This is a genomic window from Pseudomonadales bacterium (assembly GCA_041395945.1).
GTDB lineage: Bacteria > Pseudomonadota > Gammaproteobacteria > Pseudomonadales > Azotimanducaceae > SZUA-309.
In genome coordinates this window covers 2,835,760-2,851,645 of record JAWKZN010000001.1, presented here as the reverse complement: position 1 = coordinate 2,851,645, position 15,886 = coordinate 2,835,760, and the positions used below count along the sequence as shown (strand labels likewise).

Below are 15,886 nucleotides of genomic sequence, written 5' to 3'. Positions count from 1 at the left end.
ACCTAAGCCGGGTAGTGGCGGCTCATCCAGTCGAGCAGCAGACTGTTGGTCTGCTCAGGCCTTTCCTGCTGAATCCAGTGCCCGCAGTCCAGGCTGTGGATTTCCAGTTGCGGTACGAAGTGCGCCAGGTTCGCCGATTTCGGGACCATGTCATGATCGCCGTAGATCATCAGAGTCGGCATCCGGATGCGCTGTTCGACCGCGCCGACGATCTGCCAGTTGCGATCAAAGTTGCGGTACCAGTTGATGCCCCCGGAAAAGCCTGAGTGCTCGAAACTTTCGACGAATACAGCAAGTTCCGCGTCCGACATCAGTGTGCGGCCCGGCAGGCCGGTCTCTGTTGCCATGTTGAGGAAAGCCATACCGGGGCCCGGATCGGCGGGTGCCTCCAGCCACTGATCGGTCCGATACATATTGCGCAGAAAGTTTTCCGTGTTGGCGGCGAATACGGCATCGGCCACACCGGGCTGGCGATTGAAGTGCACGATGTAGAAATCGCCACCCAGATGTTTCTCCCAGAACTCGACCCAGGGTGTGGCACCCCGCTCCATGAAGGGCACGCTCAGATTGACGACACCCGCGACCCGGTGCGGATGCAGCATGGCCAGGTTCCACACCACGATCGCTCCCCAGTCATGGCCGACGAAGAGCGCGTCTGCGAGTTCGTAGTGATCGAGCAGACCCGCCAGATCCCCGCACAGATGTTCGATGTCATAGTCTGTGACCACCTCTGGCCGGGATGAGCGGCCATAGCCGCGCTGATTCGGGGCGATAACCCGGTAACCGGCCTCTGCCAGGGCCGGCAACTGATGCCGCCAGGAGTAGGCCAGCTCCGGCCAGCCGTGACACAGCACTACCGGCCGCCCGCTGCCTGCCGTAAAGACCTCGAGCTCCACCCCGTTGGTCTGAATCCTCTGTGCATCCGGAAATTGCTGTTTCATGAAAGCACACTACCCGGGCCCTTGCGGCCACTCAAGGCATCCGCAACAATCCCGCCCCCATTGAACGCCACACAGGTACTCCCATGTCTCAGATCACCGCCAACGGCATCTCGCTCACCTACGACACCTTCGGCGATCGTCAGGCGGAGCCCCTGCTGCTGGTGATGGGTCTTGGTGCTCAGATGATTCACTGGCGCAGTGAATTCTGTGAGGGCCTGGCGCAGCGTGGGCACTTCGTGGTGCGGTTCGATAACCGGGATTCAGGCCTGTCCGAAAAATTTGATCATCTCGGAGTGCCGGACATGGCCGCGCTCGCCGCGGCGCTCATGGCCGGAGAGCCGGCACCGGCACCCTATACGCTCGATGACATGGCAGCGGACGCGTTCGGTCTGATGAGCGCGCTGGACCTCGAGTCTGCCCACATCTGCGGCGCATCCATGGGCGGTATGATCGTACAGGCGATGGCATTGAACTCGCCCGAGCGTGTCCGCTCCCTGACATCGATCATGTCCAGCACCGGCAATCCGGATCTGCCACCGAGCACCGAGGCAGCCATGGCGGCCATGCTCAGTCCGCCGGCCACAAATCGTGAGGAATCCATCGAGCGCACGCTGAGTGTGTCCAGAGTGATCGGTTCTCCCGGATATCCGCTCGCAGAGGAACTCGCGAGAGCCCGTGCGGCTGAAGCCTTCGATCGCAGTTTCCATCCCCAGGGCGTTGCCCGGCAGATGGCGGCCATTGTCGCCCACGGTAATCGCAAGCCGCGACTTGCGGCCCTGCGTGTGCCTGCACTGGTGATTCACGGTGCGGCGGACCCGCTGGTGCCGAAGGAGGGTGGTATCGACACCCATGAAGCACTTTCGGGCTCCCGGCTGCTGCTGCTGGATGGCATGGGTCACGATCTGCCCGAGCCGCTGTGGCAGGATATTCAATCCGGGATCAGTGAACTGACCGGTCGCTAGCCGGGAAAGCAGGCGCGCCTGCTGTGTTGCTTTCATGCAGGTGCCGGTTTCGAAGCAGGCGCGCCTACTGCATTGCTTTCATGTAGGTACCGATATCGAAGTAGTCGCGCCAGACGTGGATTTTACCGTCCTGCATTTCGAACACGCCCACACAGGGCAGATCGACGTCGCCTTTCGTGGTTCTGGTACGATCGAGGCGCTCGGCAAAGACCAGATCCCTGCTGCCGCAGATATTCAGTATGTCCCAGGTGGTTTCTGTCCAGGTGCTGAGGAATCCGGCAATAAATTTCTGCACGTTGGCGCGCCCGCTGACGGGCTGGGCGGGCATGTTGTAGTAGGTACCGTCTTCGGTGAAAAACCCGGCGAGTTTTTCCGGATCCAGCGTAGACCAGGTCTCGATGAAGTTTCTGATGATGTCAACGTTGTCTGTCATGTCAATTCCTCTGTGCCGGATTTGTTTACCTGATCCGCTGGTTCCGCGGCCCGCCGGTTCTCAGCTGCGAAAAATTGGATTTTCTCCTGCGGTTAGGGTCTATTAAGCCTGCAGATGGGGGAATCATCCATGTCCAGTCCGCTGGAACAATGGTTCGTCCAGAGACTGCTCGGGGCCGTGGGAAATCCCCGTATCGGCTTTGAGCTGTGGGACGGACGCGATGTGAGTATGGTGGCGGGTGCCGCTGGGGAATCGCCCGTTGCGGTACTGCGTCTCCACGACCGCGAGGCGCTTTTTAAACTCCTCTACAAGCCAACCCGCAGTTTCGGTGAGCTGTACACCAGTGGTCGAATCACTGTGACCGGCGATCTCGAAGCGGCGCTGTATGAGATCTATGGCGGCATCCGCCGACACCGGAGCAGTCGCGGCAGAGGTCTGCGACTGCTCGACGAAGTGCGCAGCCGGCGCTGGCCGGGCAACAGCCCGGGACGTGCGAGGAAGAACATCCACGCACACTACGATCTTGGCAATCCGTTCTACGAACTCTGGCTCGATACGCAGTACAACCAGTACACCTGCGCGTACTATCCCTCTGCAGACGCCACGCTCGAAGACGCCCAGGCGGCCAAGCTCGATCTGATCTGCCGCAAGCTGGCGCTGAATTCCAGTGACACGGTGGTCGAAGCGGGCAGTGGCTGGGGTGGTCTGGCCCGTTACCTGGCGCGCCACCATGGTGTGAAAGTGCTTTCCTGCAACATCTCCAGGGAGCAGGTGGTCTATGCCCGGGAGCGCGCGGCCCGGGAGGGCTTCGGTAATCGTATCGAGTATGTGGAGGACGACTATCGGAATCTCAGCGGCAGCTACGATGTTTTCGTTTCGGTTGGCATGCTCGAGCATGTTGGACTGGCCGGCTATGGCGAACTGGGACGGGTCATTGACCGCTGTCTGAAGAAGGATGGCAGAGGCCTGATTCATTCCATTGGCCGCAGTCAGCCCAAGCCGCTCAACGAATGGATAGCAACCTACATCTTTCCCGGCGCCTATCCGCCTGTGCTGCGGGAAATGATGCGTATTTTCGAAGCCGCCGATCTGACGGTGGTGGATGTTGAGAATCTGCGCGCCCACTACGTACGCACCCTGCAGCACTGGCGGGAGCGCTTTGAGAGCAGTTCCGAGGAGGTCGCCCGGATGTTTGATGCATCCTTCGTGCGGGCCTGGCGTCTGTACCTCGCAGGATCCCAGACGGCGTTCCGCACAGGCGATCTGCAGCTCTTCCAGGTGCTGTTCGAGCGCACGGGAGGCGGCCGGCTGCCGGAGACCCGGGCGCGCCTGTTCGAGACTGCCGCTGCAGATCCCGGAGTCTTTGATGGTTGAAACGGCTGAGTATGAAACCGTCATCGTCGGTGGCGGTCCCGCCGGGGCGGCGGCCGCCTGGGAACTGACCCGCCATGGCCATGATTGCGTAGTGCTCGATCGGGAGTCTTTTCCCAGAGAAAAACTCTGCGCGGGCTGGATCACACCCCAGGTTCTCGAAGATCTGGAGTTCCAGCCCGAGGACTACCCCCACCGTTTCCTGACTTTTGATGCGCTGCAGATCAACCTCGGCAGGCTGCACGTACCCTTTCACTCACCCCAGCACTCGATCCGACGCTTCGAATTCGATCGATGGCTGGTGGAGCGATCCGGGGCGCCGCTGATTCAGCACCGGGTCCGGGAGGTGACTGTGGATGCCCGCAGTCTGGTGATCGATGGTCGCTTCCGGTGCCGTAATCTGATCGGTGCGGGCGGCACCCGATGTCCGGTGGAGCGCCGCTTCTTCCGTTCAGTCAGAGCGCGCTGCAAATCCCTGCAGGTGGTGACCCAGGAACTGGAATTTCCCTGCACAGCAGTCGGGCGGGACTGCCACCTGTGGTTTTTCCACGATGGGCTGCCGGGCTACGCCTGGTACGTACCCAAGGCGGAAGGCTATGTGAATGTCGGTGTGGGTGGCATGGCGGCGAAACTCACGGCGCGTAGAGACAGTATCCGCAATCAGTGGCAGCTTCTGGTGGCGCGTCTGCGTGATCTGGAGCTCCTCCCGGCCGATCCGGGCGAACCCGGAGGCTACAGTTACTACCTCCGGGAACGAACCTTTACTGCCGATCGACTGCAGCGCGACTGTGCAACATTGCGCGAAGGCGACACGGCGCTGTCAGCCCGCCCGGGCCGCGTATTCCTGACCGGGGATGCCGCGGGTCTGGCGACCCGGGACATGTGCGAAGGCATAGGCCCCGCGGTGCGCAGCGGTCTCCTTGCAGCCCGTGCGATCCTCCAGGACGGTGCGGTCGACCCGGCAGGCATAGATCCGCACACCCTGGGGCGACCGCTGGTGGCGCGCGGTCTTGACCTCGCCTTCACCCGTAACCATTAGAACGTCCCGACGTGATGCCAGGCGAGCGGGGTCAGTCTGCCGAAGTCCGGGTCACGCCACAGCGGCTGCATCTGCGCAGCGTCATGAGCCTGCCCTGTTTCACGTCAAAAGGGCTGGCCCCTTCCACCTGCCACTTGTGAAAACCGCGCCCGCACAATGTCTTCCCCCGCGCCTTCTCCCTGCGTCGGGCCTGCGGAGAAGGTCGTTGCGGAAAGGGCAGCACCTTGTCGTCGGCCATGGCTACTGACTCATGTACCAGCCACCGTTGGGCGACAGAGTCTGCCCGGTGACGAATTTCGCTTCTTCGCTCGCAAGATAGACGGCGGCCCAGGCAATGTCGTCCGGTTCCCCCATGCGCGCCAGGGGTGTCTGGGCTTCCAGAAAGGGATGCAGGGGTGCGAGGGGATCCGTCATGTCCGTGTGTATCCAGCCCGGCGCGATGGCATTGACCCGGATCCGGTGGGGGGCCAGTTCGTGGGCCAGAGCCCGCGTGAAGCCGAGAATGCCCGCCTTGGCGGCGCAATAGGCGAGTCCGCCCCCCCGGCCGAAGGTGCCCATGATGCTGCCCATGTTGATGATGGTGCCTGCCTGCTTCGGCTTCATGAGACGCGCCGCTTCCCGGCTGCAGTAGAAAGTGCCGTCCATGTGCACCGCGAGCATCCGGCGCCACTGATCGTCGCTCAGTTCGGTGATGCCCGCATCGAGATCGCCGCTCTCGCCTCTGGACATGGCGTCGGCCAGTCGCGCGATACGTGCACGCGCGTCGTTGTCGCCTTCGATGCCGCTGATACCGGCGTTGTTGACCAGGATATCGAGTCGTTCGCTCTGTTCTCCCAGCTCCCGGAACATCTCTGCTACAGATGCGGAGCTGCTGACATCGCCGGCAAGCGCCTCGGCACCCAGTGCGGCGGCGGCATCCTTCGCCGGTTTGATGTTCAGATCGTTGATGAACACCCGGGCGCCTGCTTCGATGAAGCGCCGGGCGATCTGTGCACCCAGTCCGCGGGCTGCGCCGGTGACCAGCGCGGTTTTTCCTTCCAGTCTCTTCAAGCCGACTCTCCTTCATCTGGTATTCGAATGGGGCTAAAACTACCATACTCGATCGTTCACCCAGGCAGGGGACTGGAATGCTGCAGATGATGATCGCTGGCGTGCTGCTGCTGGGTACCCACCTCGGTGTCAGCAGCAGCGGGTTGCGTGGCAGGCTGGTCGCTGCGCTGGGTGAGAAAGGTTACCTTGGTCTGTATTCCCTGGTGTCTCTGGCCACCCTCGGCTATCTCATCTGGCTGTACGGTGAACAGCCCCGCTACGACTACGTCTGGTCACCCCGACCGGCGCTGTATATCGCGGCTCAGGTGATCATGCCCTTTGCTTTCCTGCTCGCCCTGGGCGGGTTTCTCGTGAAGAATCCGACCAATGTCGGCATGGAGGGACTGCTGCGGGATGCTCAGGATCCTGACTTTGCCCGGGGGGTCACCCGCATTACCCGTCACCCTTTCCAGTGGGGTGTGGTGCTGTGGGCCATTGCCCATCTGGTGGCGAATGGCGATACCGTGTCGGTGATCTTTTTCGGCACCTTCCTGCTGCTCAGCGGGCTCGGCACGGTACTGATCGACCGCAAGAAGGCAGCCAGGCTGGGAGGCGGCTGGCAGGCCTACGCTGCGCGCACGTCGAATCTGCCGTTTCTCGCCATTGCACAGGGCCGCAATCGACTCGTCTTATCAGAGCTCTGGCAGCCGCTGCTGCTCGCGCTTGTTGTGTACGCGCTGGTGGTCTGGGGCCATCAGTGGGTGAGTGGTGTGCGCATCATCTGAGGAGACCAGGTTACAGAACCTCTGCAATCGCCTTTGCCAGATCCTCGTGCTGGCCGCTGAAGAAGTGATCGGCACCCGCCAGGCTCACTACGGTGAGACCGTGCAGGCGCTGCAGCGCCGGAGCGTCCACGAATTCGTCGTCCGAGCCGGCGAACACATGCACGGGCATGGCCGGGGTTCTCGGTGCGAAATGCATGCGACCGACGGGGGGCGCGATCAGCAGGACCCTGCAGGGATCGAGGGAGTCCAGGGCCTGCCAGACCACGGCCGCCCCGAATGAGTAGCCGCCGAGCCAGAGCCTGGCAGGTGAGAGTTCCTGCCCGACCCAGGTCGTGACCGCCAGGAGGTCGTCGACTTCCGCGCCGTCTCCCTGGATACTGCCGCCGCTCGCACCGACCCCCCGGAAGTTGAAGCGCAGCACATCGACACCCCGCTGGCCCAGGGCCCGGGCCAGACAGTCGAGTACGGCGTCGTGCCGGGAGCCGCCATAGCCGGGATGTGGATGGCAGAGCACGGCGAGCTCGTTCGAGGCATTCGCTGCACCCGCGGATTGCGTCGCGCGGACGATCTCCGCTTCGAGGCGGCCGGCGGGCCCGGGAATGAACACTGTGTCTGACATGGGTGGACAATAAGGAGAGTCGCCTCGGCTGGCAACGTCTGCAGGCATGGCGATGGAGCAGCGCGTCGGACGAGGTTCCTGCGGTTCGCGGCCGACGGGTCCGTCGCAAGGCCTTGAATTTTTCTGTGAATTGAATATTTTTGCGCACTTTCAAAAGGAGCTGCGCTTCGGAGTTGCGATGATCGAGGCACGAGGATTGACCCGTCGCTACGGCGACTTTCTGGCCGTTGACGATGTCAGCTTTGCCATAGACAAAGGAGAGATCGTAGGGCTGCTGGGCCACAACGGGGCGGGCAAGACCACGATCATGAAGATGCTCACCGGCTACCTGGAGCCGAGTGCCGGCTCTGTGCAGGTGGACGGCGTAGACATGGAGGCCGATGCGAAGGCGGTGCAGAGCCGCATCGGTTATCTGCCGGAAAACCTGCCCCTGTACCCCGAGCTCTCGGTAATTGATTATCTTGAGTACACGGCGCGATTGCGCGGCATCGATCCTGCCGCAGCGGTACGACGGTCGATCGAAGCGACAGAACTGGAAGCGAAAGCGCTGGATCCCATCGCGACCCTGTCCCGGGGCTTCAAGCAGCGGGTGGGCGTCGCCCAGGCCATCCTTCATGAGCCGCGATTCCTGATTCTCGACGAGCCCACCAACGGCCTCGATCCCAGTCAGACCCAGCACATGCGGGAGCTGATCAAGCGGCTCTCGGAATCGGCAACCGTGATCCTCTCCACCCACATCATGCAGGAGGTCGACGCGATCTGTGATCGGGCGCTGATCCTGCGCGGTGGGGCGCTGGTGCTCGATGAGCGACTGTCAGATCTCAAGGAGAGTCAGCGTTTCCGGCTGCGCAGTGATCCGGCCCGGGATCTTGCCGCCATCCTCGGTGCTGTGGGTGTCGTCGGGGAAGTTATCCGTGAGTCCGAAGGGAACTGGCTGCTTGTGGTCAGCGGCGCGCTCGACAGTGCTGCCGCTGGGATTGCCGCTGCGGTGGTCGGCGCAGGTGCACCGCTGTACGAACTTGCCCTGGTGCGCAGAGACCTTGAAGCCGTATTCCGTGAGGTCAACAGTGCCGGGGAGGTGCAGCATGCGGCTTGAAGTGATCCGACGCATTGCCCGCAAGGAGCTCACGCTGTTCTTTGCATCCCCGATCGGCTATCTGTTTCTGCTGACTTTCCTGGCGGTGACCCTCTTCGTGTTCTTCTGGGGTGAAGCCTTCTTCGCACGCAACGTGGCCGACGTCCGTCCCATGTTTGAATGGATGCCCGTGCTGCTGATATTCCTCTGTGCGGCGCTGACCATGCGCATGTGGAGTGAAGAGCGCCGCACCGGCACCCTCGAATTCGTGTCGACCCTGCCGGCAAGTGCGTGGGAATTCGTGGCCGGGAAGTTTCTCGCCTGCTGGAGTCTGCTCGCGGTTGCGCTGCTGCTGACGCTGCCTCTGCCCCTGTCCGTCGCGATGATTGCGGATCTTGACTGGGGTCCCGTCGTGACCGGCTACGTGGCTGCGATGCTGCTCGGTGGCGCCTATCTTGCGATCGGTCTGTTTGTCAGCGCCCGTACGGACAGCCAGATCGTGAGTCTGATCGTGGCGTCATTTGTCAGCGGAGTTTTTTTTCTGATTGGATCTCCAGTGCTTACCGATCTGGTCGGTGGTGCCGGGGGAGATCTGATGCGTGGAGTCGGCAGCGGCTCCCGTTTCGATGCGATCACCCGGGGTGTGCTGGATCTCCGCGACCTCTACTACTACGCGTCTCTGCTCGGTGTGTTTCTGGCACTGAACGTGTACTCACTCGAAGTGCAGCGCTGGGCGAGAGATGGCAATGCCGTGAAGCACCGTAACTGGCGCCTCGGTACCAGCCTGCTGGTGGCCAATCTGCTGCTCGCCAATGTCTGGATGGCGTCGCTGACCGGTCTGCGTATCGATATGACCGAAGGGCGCCAGTACTCGATTTCCGAGGCCACCCGGGGATATCTCGGTCAGCTCCGGGAACCGCTGCTGATCCGGGGTTACTTCAGCAACAAGACGCATCCTCTGCTCGCTCCCCTGGTGCCCCAGATGCGCGATCTGCTCCGGGAGTTCGAAGTGGCCGGTGACGGGCGCGTGCGGGTGGAGATCGTGGACCCGGTGCAGGATCCGGCGCTCGAAGACGAGGCCAACACCAAATACGGCATTCGCTCCCAGCCGTTCCAGGTGGCCGACCGCTATCAGTCCAGCCTGGTGAACGCCTACTTCGATGTCCTGGTTTCCTATGGCGATCAGTACGAAGTGCTCAGCTTCAGGGATCTGATTGAAGTAAAGGTGGTAGGCGAGTCGGATCTCGATGTGCTGCTGCGTAACCCGGAATTCGATCTCACCCGGGCGGTGAAGAAAGTACTCTATGGATTCCAGGGTGGTGACAGTCTGTTTTCCAGCATCGCCAGACCGGTTCAGTTTGTGGGCTATGTTTCTTCCGATGCGCTGCTGCCGGAACCGCTCGCGGATTATCGTCCGGTCCTGCAGAGCGCGCTGGAAGATCTGGCAGGTCGATCAGATGGCAAGTTTTCGGCCGAAGTACTGGAGCCGGAAGCCGGTGATGGTGCACTCGCCCGGGAAATCGAAGAGGCCTATGGGTTTGCGCCGATGGCGACCAGCCTCTTCGATACCAACACGTTTTTCTTCTATCTCACGCTGACAGATGGAGAGACCCTGGTGCAGGTGCCGCTTCCGGACGGTCTGTCCGAAGAAGCCACGATCCGCGGCATCGAAGAAGGGCTGAAGCGATTTGCCAGTGGCCTGTTGAAGACCGTCGCGCTGGTGGCGCCCGAAGTACCGCCCTACATGGGCATGGGACCACCGCCGACGGGTAATCGATTCGACCAGCTCAGTGAACATCTGCGGGCCGATTTCAATGTCACTCCAACACGGCTGGAAGACGGCCGCGTGCCCGAAACGGCCGACATGCTGCTGGTGGTGGATCCGGAGGGACTGGATGAGAAGCAGGTGTTCGCCATTGATCAGTTCCTGATGCAGGGCGGTACCGTGGTGCTGGCAACATCCCCTTTCGCGGCAACCCTGTCTCAACAGATGCTTTCCGCCACTCCGCGGGACAGCGGACTCACGGACTGGCTGTCTCATCAGGGTGTGAGTATCCCGTCGACTTTCGTCATGGACCCGCAGAATGCGGCCTTCCCCGCACCGGTGACACGGCGCGTCGGCGGTTTCAACTTCCAGGAGATGGTCATGCTCGACTATCCCTATTTTGTGGATGTGCGGAACGAAGGACTCAACGAGGAGGTCGGGTTTCTCGCCGGCCTTCCCCAGCTGACTGTCAGCTGGGCGTCTCCGGTTGAGGTGGATGCGGAAAAGAACGCTTCGCGTACGGTCACTGAACTGTTGTCCAGTTCGCCTGACAGCTGGCTCTCCGACGCAACCGACATCATGCCGCGTATCGACGAACAGGGTGCCGGTGCATTCCAGGTGAGCGGGGAGACGGGCCGTCATCCGCTGGGGGTGATGATTGAGGGTCGCTTCGATTCCGCCTTTGCAGGCACTCGCTCGCCCCTGCTTGGCGAACCGGAAAGCGATACCGAGTTGGATGCGGATGACGCGGGTGAATCAGAGGCTGCTGCTGAGACCACAACTGAAAACGAGCTGGGTGTGGTGAGCACGGTGATTCAACGTTCTCCCGAAAGTGCCCGGCTTATCGTGTTCGGTTCAAACAGCTTCCTGTCCGACCAGTTCCTGCGGCTCGTCGGTTCCGCGGAGGGTGTGATATACGGCAATACCACCCAGATGCTCGTCAACATAGTCGACTGGACTTTGGAGGACCGAAGTCTGCTGAGTATCCGTACCCGGGGGCATTTCAACCGCACACTGCCGCCACTGCAGGACACGGAGCAGCTGGTGATTGAAGTATTCAACTATGTGTTCGCGGTCCTGGGGATCGGACTGGTGTTCCTGGTGCACCGTCGGCGCCTGGTTCGAACCCGGCTGCGTTACGCAGGCTGGCTGAAGGGAGGTGCAGCATGAACACACGCTTGCCGGTGCTGGCTGCGATTCTGGGGATACAGCTGCTGCTGATTGCCGCCTTCGTACTGTTCCAGGACGAAGCCGGAGAGGCCAGCGCCTTCTTCAGTGTGGATCCGTCCAGCATCGAAAAACTCAGGATCGAAGGTGAAGGTGCCGAGATCGAACTGGTCCGCAGTACCGATGGCTGGACCTTTCCCGATGGCACCCCGGCTGATGGTGGAAAGATCGAAGCACTGTTCGAAAAGCTCAGCAAGACGTCCGGAGTCTGGCCGGTGGCGACCAGCGCCGCTTCCCAGGAACGCTTTGAAGTCACCGAAGCGAATCATCAGAGACGACTGACTGTTTCTACTGCCCAGCTTGGAGAAATCGAACTGTACTTCGGCACCTCGCCCGGATATCGCCGGGTGCATGCCAGAAGGGCTGACGTCGAAGCGGTGTACAGCATCGACTTTGCCAACCATGAACTGCCCACGAGCCGGGATGAGTGGCTGGATAAAACCCTGCTGCAGTCAGAGGACGTTTCGAAGGTTGCGCTGCGGGACGGCTGGGTGCTCGAGCGCACGGCGGAAGGCTGGCAGGTGAACGGTGAGGCCGCAGACCCGGTGGCAGTACAACGGGTGATTGATCGGCTTGAGGGGATACGGGTAGTGGGCTTCGCGGATCCGCAGCTCGCATTCGAGCCCACCCGATTCCTGAGCATCACGGATGCCCTTGGGACATTCACCCTCGAACTCGCCCTGGATCCGAGCACGGATGAATATGTGGTGCAAAGTGATCGGGTGACGGGCCGCTTCACCCTGGCAAGCTACGTCGCCGAGCAGCTCCTCGGCGAAGCAGACGCGCTGCAGGCGGCGGAGCCGATAGAAACCTCCGTCATCGCCCCCGCAGACTCGACCGCAGACGCCGAGGGTTCTTCAGAATCCGCTGAGGGCTCTTCAGATTCCGCTGAGGGCTCTTCAGATTCCGCTGAGGGCTCCGAGAACTAACCCGCATCCGCGAAGCTCGGAAAGACTCACCTGGCGTGGTCGAGGATCTACAACACCGTGCCGTGTAGCGAGGCCGAGTACCGCGTTTTGACTCGTGTTCCTACGCGAGGCAAAACGCCACACGAGGGCACAGCGGAGCTGCCGAGCGAGGCACGGGGTTGTAGATCCTCGACCACGCTCAGATCAACCTCTTTCCGAAGTTCGCGAATATAAGGCTAGTCTTCAACCGCCCCCGCCGAGAGATCAGCGCAGCAGACCGCATTGCGGCCCGAGTTTTTGGCTTTGTAGAGCGCTTCGTCTGCGTGGTTCAACACGTTGTCGAGGTCACGGCTGCGGATGCCCACCGTGGCCACACCGATACTCGCTGTCACCTTGATGTCCTGTTCGTCCGTGGTCGGAGTGCTGATACCGGATATGGCTTCCCGCAGGCGCTGAGCGAGGTGCACGGCGCCCGGCTGGTCGGTCTCGGGCAGCAGCAGGGCGAACTCTTCACCACCGACCCTGGCTGCCACGTCGGTCACCCGTTTGATATCCATTGATACATCGGCCACCCGCTTGAGAATCAGATCCCCCGTGTGGTGACCGCAGAAGTCGTTGACCCGCTTGAAGTGGTCCAGGTCGAAGAGCAGTACAGACAGATTGCCGCCGTGTCTGCGCACGCGCTCCACTTCTTCCTGAAGACGCTGCATGAAGAAGCGCCGGTTGTGCAGTCCGGTCAGATAGTCCGTGTGCGCCAGTCGCACCATCTCTGCCTGAACACTGCGCAGATCCTGTTCAGTTTTGCGCCGGTCGGTAACATCCCGTAGCACCAGTACCAGATCCGCGTCGGGATCTGTGGTGTCGAGCAGCGATGCGCCCACGTCATAGGCACGCCCGTTGAGGGTGATCTCGAGACTGTTGCGCTCGGTATGACCGTGGCGCATCAGGTCCGCCAGGGGGTAGGTGGTGACAAAATCCATGATCGGCTGATTGGAGGCGGCGCTGCGGGTGGTGCCGAATATTTCGAGTGCGGAAGCGTTCACATCGACAATCATGCCGGCGGTGTTGAGCACCACCACACCATCACTGAGTTGCTCCACCACCCGATCTCTTACGACCGGAATCCGGTCGAGTATCCCCCGGCGGAGCAGGCCGCCATCGAGGATCATCGCTGCAGCAGCGAATCCGAGGGTTGTCATGTCGAACCAGGGCGACGGGTTGAGTGGCGAAAGATAAAACAGATTCGCCAGGCTGGCGATCAGCGGCGCGCTGATGACCGCCACTACCGGGCGCCATTCTCCCGTGGTCTGGCCGATGGACCAGGCGAGTATGGTGGTCGCCACGATCAGCAGGCCGTAGGAATAGAAAGCGTGCACATAGAACCATGAACCGGGGCTGGTGATGAGGCCGAAGACACCGTCCCTGCTGACAAGGTACACACTGTCCCAGATCAGACGGTGCCAGTCGTTGGTTACAACCAGTACCACAGTGATCAGTGGAATCACACAGACCAGATTGATCGCCGCCTGGGAGATGCGCATCTGACGACGCGTATAACTCACGGCGAAAACCAGCCAGGCGACCGGGGTGATGACGATGCCGAAGTAGGCGAGCTTGGCAGCGATCAGCTTAGGTTCGAGATCGACGAACAGGGAGCCGAGGAACTGTGCTCCGGACCAGAAAACCACGGCAGCGAGCAGGGCCAGGATGGCCTGAATGCCCGGCACGCGCTTCTTGCCACGGATACGCAGATAGGTACCCACGCTGACCAGTGCGGCAAGCAGCGGTGGCACCGACCACAGGGTTACCTGGAACATGGCATGACGTCCGCTGTCTGCATGAAAACACTGGGCCTTGAGAGAAATGAATGTGCCTGAGCCCAGCGTCTCCCATCCCGCTGCGGTGCTCAACCCGGCATGGCGGAAACGTGACGGGGTTCACGGGTTACTGGTTTTCCGGGGGGTGGCGCGGTTAAATACGGGCTCGCAAAGTCATGCTGTCAGCCGCGATGTCCCTCAGAATGCCACCTCGTTCGAAAATGCGCACAGCCCGGGCTGTGCGTATGCGCTCAGACTTCCACAACTACCTTGGCAGCCTGCAGGACCTGGAGCCATCGAATCGGGACCCGACTGCACCGGTCGTCGCCTACTTTGATCTCGATCGCACGCTCATTTCCGGCTACTCGATCACTGCCCTGGCCCTGGAGAAAATGTGGAGCGGTCTTTCTCCCCGGCGCATGCTCATCCATATCGGCATCTTTCTCGAATATGGACTCGGTCGATCCGACTACCATGGTCTGCTGCAGGCGACGGTCGGCGCGCTGGCCGGCAGACCGGAACGGGAGATGATCGATCTCGGAGCGCGTGCGTTTGAACGGCGCCTGAGCGGTCTCATCTACGATGAAGCGCGTCAGCTCATCGCGGCTCACCAGTCCCGGCAGCATGAAGTGGTCATCATCACCTCGGCCACCCGTTATCAGGCGGCACCCGTTGCAGAAGCGCTGGGGGTGGAGCAGTTGCTGTGTACAGAACTTGAGATCGACGCCGGGGTGATCACCGGTAATGTCACACCCTGCTATGGCGACGAAAAACTCAGTGCGGCCGTGCGCTTCGGTCAGCAGCAGGGAGCGGGTCTGGAATCCGCCTTTTTTTATTCAGACAGTGAGGAGGACCTGCCGCTGCTGGATGCGGTGGGGCGTCCAGTGGCAGTAAATGCAAAACCCTCTCTGTCGCGGATCGCCACTGAGCGAGGCTGGCCTCAGCTCGTGTTCGCCCAGCAGAGTGACGGGGCTGCGATCGCGGCGTAAGTGCAGCGATCGCAGCCTGATCTCTCTGATCGCAGCTTGAGCAAGGTGTCTTCGATGATCGAACTCTACACATGGCCGACGCCCAATGGCCGCAAGGTGTCCATTGCCCTGGAAGAGTTCGGCCTCGACTACCGTGTCCATGCAGTTGATCTCGGTGCCGGAGCGCAACTCGCCCCTGAGTTTGTGAAGATCAGTCCGAACAGCAAGATCCCCGCCATTCACGACAGGCGTACCGGCCGCTATCTGATGGAGTCCGGCGCTATCCTGCTCTACCTCGCGGAAACCCATGGGCGGTTTCAGGGAGACGATCGCTGGGAAACCCTGCAGTGGCTCATGCTGCAGATGGCGAGTGTGGGACCCGTGCTCGGCCAGACCCACCACTTTCACAGATTCAATCCGGGCAAGGCGCCTTACGCGGAGGAACGCTTCCTCGAAGAAACACGGCGACTCTATGGTGTGCTGGATCGGCGTCTGACGGATCTCGAGTATCTGTCCGGCAGCTATTCCATTGCAGACATGGCCACCTGGCCCTGGATATCCCGTTACGAATGGCAGGGCATCGACTGGGCACCTTATCCCCACCTGCGCGACTGGTATCTGCGTATCGCCGCGCGTCCCGCGGTGCAGGCGGGTTATGACGTGCCGCATGTGGTGAATCCGATTCCATTGCCCTAGCCCGGACACGCCACCGATGGACGGGTCCGGAGCCAGGGTTTGCGCAACCGGTCGGATATTCTCAAGCAGGCGGGTGGCAGACGTGCACTGAGACCTCGCGCAGCCCTTCCAGGGTGCCACTGCTCTGCGGACTTGCCTCGTGAGGAACACGAGTCAATCCGCTGCCGCAGTGCTGCGCTACACGGTCCCAGTGCACGTCTGCCACCCACCCGCGAAACAGCCAGCCGGTGTCGCTGCTGATTCCCCTCCCG

At 61.5% G+C, this 15,886-nt stretch carries 15 protein-coding genes; 9 read left to right on the top strand and 6 right to left on the bottom strand.

The features are described 5' to 3' along the window. Window positions 1-2 precede the first annotated feature (2 nt). Window positions 3-941: an alpha/beta hydrolase gene (locus tag R3E82_13035; GenBank protein ID MEZ5551811.1), complete on the bottom strand. Its 939-nt coding sequence runs from the start codon at window positions 939-941 to the stop codon at window positions 3-5. An 83-nt stretch (window positions 942-1,024) separates the two neighbouring features. On the opposite strand from R3E82_13035, the gene R3E82_13030 reads away from it, so the two are divergent. Further along, window positions 1,025-1,903, top strand: a complete 879-nt coding sequence (locus tag R3E82_13030; GenBank protein MEZ5551810.1) for an alpha/beta hydrolase — start codon at window positions 1,025-1,027, stop codon at window positions 1,901-1,903. 64 nt (window positions 1,904-1,967) lie between these two features. On the opposite strand, the gene R3E82_13025 is transcribed toward R3E82_13030, so the two are convergent. Further along, the gene (locus R3E82_13025) at window positions 1,968-2,336 is read right to left on the bottom strand and encodes an SgcJ/EcaC family oxidoreductase (GenBank protein ID MEZ5551809.1); all 369 of its coding nucleotides are present in this window, start codon (window positions 2,334-2,336) and stop codon (window positions 1,968-1,970) included. Window positions 2,337-2,465: 129 nt separating this feature from the next. On the opposite strand from R3E82_13025, the gene R3E82_13020 reads away from it, so the two are divergent. After that, window positions 2,466-3,710: a cyclopropane-fatty-acyl-phospholipid synthase family protein gene (locus R3E82_13020; GenBank protein ID MEZ5551808.1), complete on the top strand. Its 1,245-nt coding sequence runs from the start codon at window positions 2,466-2,468 to the stop codon at window positions 3,708-3,710. After that, window positions 3,703-4,746 (top strand): FAD-dependent oxidoreductase, encoded by a 1,044-nt coding sequence (locus R3E82_13015; GenBank protein ID MEZ5551807.1) that lies wholly within the window; start codon window positions 3,703-3,705, stop codon window positions 4,744-4,746. The genes R3E82_13020 and R3E82_13015 overlap by 8 nt, the downstream gene beginning before the upstream one ends. Window positions 4,747-4,777: 31 nt before the next feature. Here the strand turns inward: R3E82_13015 and R3E82_13010 are convergent, their stop codons facing one another. Then, window positions 4,778-4,984: a hypothetical protein gene (locus R3E82_13010; GenBank protein MEZ5551806.1), complete on the bottom strand. Its 207-nt coding sequence runs from the start codon at window positions 4,982-4,984 to the stop codon at window positions 4,778-4,780. A 2-nt stretch (window positions 4,985-4,986) separates the two neighbouring features. Further along, the gene (locus tag R3E82_13005; GenBank protein ID MEZ5551805.1) at window positions 4,987-5,796 is read right to left on the bottom strand and encodes an SDR family NAD(P)-dependent oxidoreductase; all 810 of its coding nucleotides are present in this window, start codon (window positions 5,794-5,796) and stop codon (window positions 4,987-4,989) included. A 77-nt stretch (window positions 5,797-5,873) separates the two neighbouring features. On the opposite strand from R3E82_13005, the gene R3E82_13000 reads away from it, so the two are divergent. Continuing rightward, window positions 5,874-6,560, top strand: coding sequence for an NnrU family protein (locus R3E82_13000; protein MEZ5551804.1), 687 nt, complete (start codon window positions 5,874-5,876; stop codon window positions 6,558-6,560). A gap of 10 nt (window positions 6,561-6,570) precedes the next feature. On the opposite strand, the gene R3E82_12995 is transcribed toward R3E82_13000, so the two are convergent. Next, complete coding sequence (locus R3E82_12995) at window positions 6,571-7,179, bottom strand: alpha/beta fold hydrolase (GenBank protein MEZ5551803.1); 609 nt, start codon at window positions 7,177-7,179, stop codon at window positions 6,571-6,573. A 178-nt stretch (window positions 7,180-7,357) separates the two neighbouring features. Between R3E82_12995 and R3E82_12990 the strand changes: the two genes are divergently transcribed. The 3 genes from R3E82_12990 to R3E82_12980 are packed head-to-tail and all read left to right on the top strand — an operon-like array spanning window position 7,358 to window position 12,175. Then, the gene (locus R3E82_12990) at window positions 7,358-8,275 is read left to right on the top strand and encodes an ABC transporter ATP-binding protein (GenBank protein MEZ5551802.1); all 918 of its coding nucleotides are present in this window, start codon (window positions 7,358-7,360) and stop codon (window positions 8,273-8,275) included. Continuing rightward, entirely contained in the window at window positions 8,265-11,189 is a 2,925-nt protein-coding gene (locus R3E82_12985) for a Gldg family protein (protein ID MEZ5551801.1), read from the top strand. Before R3E82_12990 ends, R3E82_12985 begins: the two co-directional genes overlap by 11 nt. Beyond that, window positions 11,186-12,175 (top strand): DUF4340 domain-containing protein, encoded by a 990-nt coding sequence (locus tag R3E82_12980; protein MEZ5551800.1) that lies wholly within the window; start codon window positions 11,186-11,188, stop codon window positions 12,173-12,175. The genes R3E82_12985 and R3E82_12980 overlap by 4 nt, the downstream gene beginning before the upstream one ends. 215 nt (window positions 12,176-12,390) lie before the next feature. Here the strand turns inward: R3E82_12980 and R3E82_12975 are convergent, their stop codons facing one another. Next, entirely contained in the window at window positions 12,391-14,064 is a 1,674-nt protein-coding gene (locus tag R3E82_12975) for a diguanylate cyclase (GenBank protein MEZ5551799.1), read from the bottom strand. A gap of 152 nt (window positions 14,065-14,216) precedes the next feature. Between R3E82_12975 and R3E82_12970 the strand changes: the two genes are divergently transcribed. Together R3E82_12970 and R3E82_12965 are read left to right on the top strand one after the other, a co-directional pair. After that, the gene (locus tag R3E82_12970) at window positions 14,217-14,960 is read left to right on the top strand and encodes an HAD family hydrolase (protein MEZ5551798.1); all 744 of its coding nucleotides are present in this window, start codon (window positions 14,217-14,219) and stop codon (window positions 14,958-14,960) included. A 54-nt stretch (window positions 14,961-15,014) separates the two neighbouring features. After that, the gene (locus R3E82_12965; protein ID MEZ5551797.1) at window positions 15,015-15,635 is read left to right on the top strand and encodes a glutathione S-transferase N-terminal domain-containing protein; all 621 of its coding nucleotides are present in this window, start codon (window positions 15,015-15,017) and stop codon (window positions 15,633-15,635) included. Window positions 15,636-15,886 lie beyond the last annotated feature (251 nt).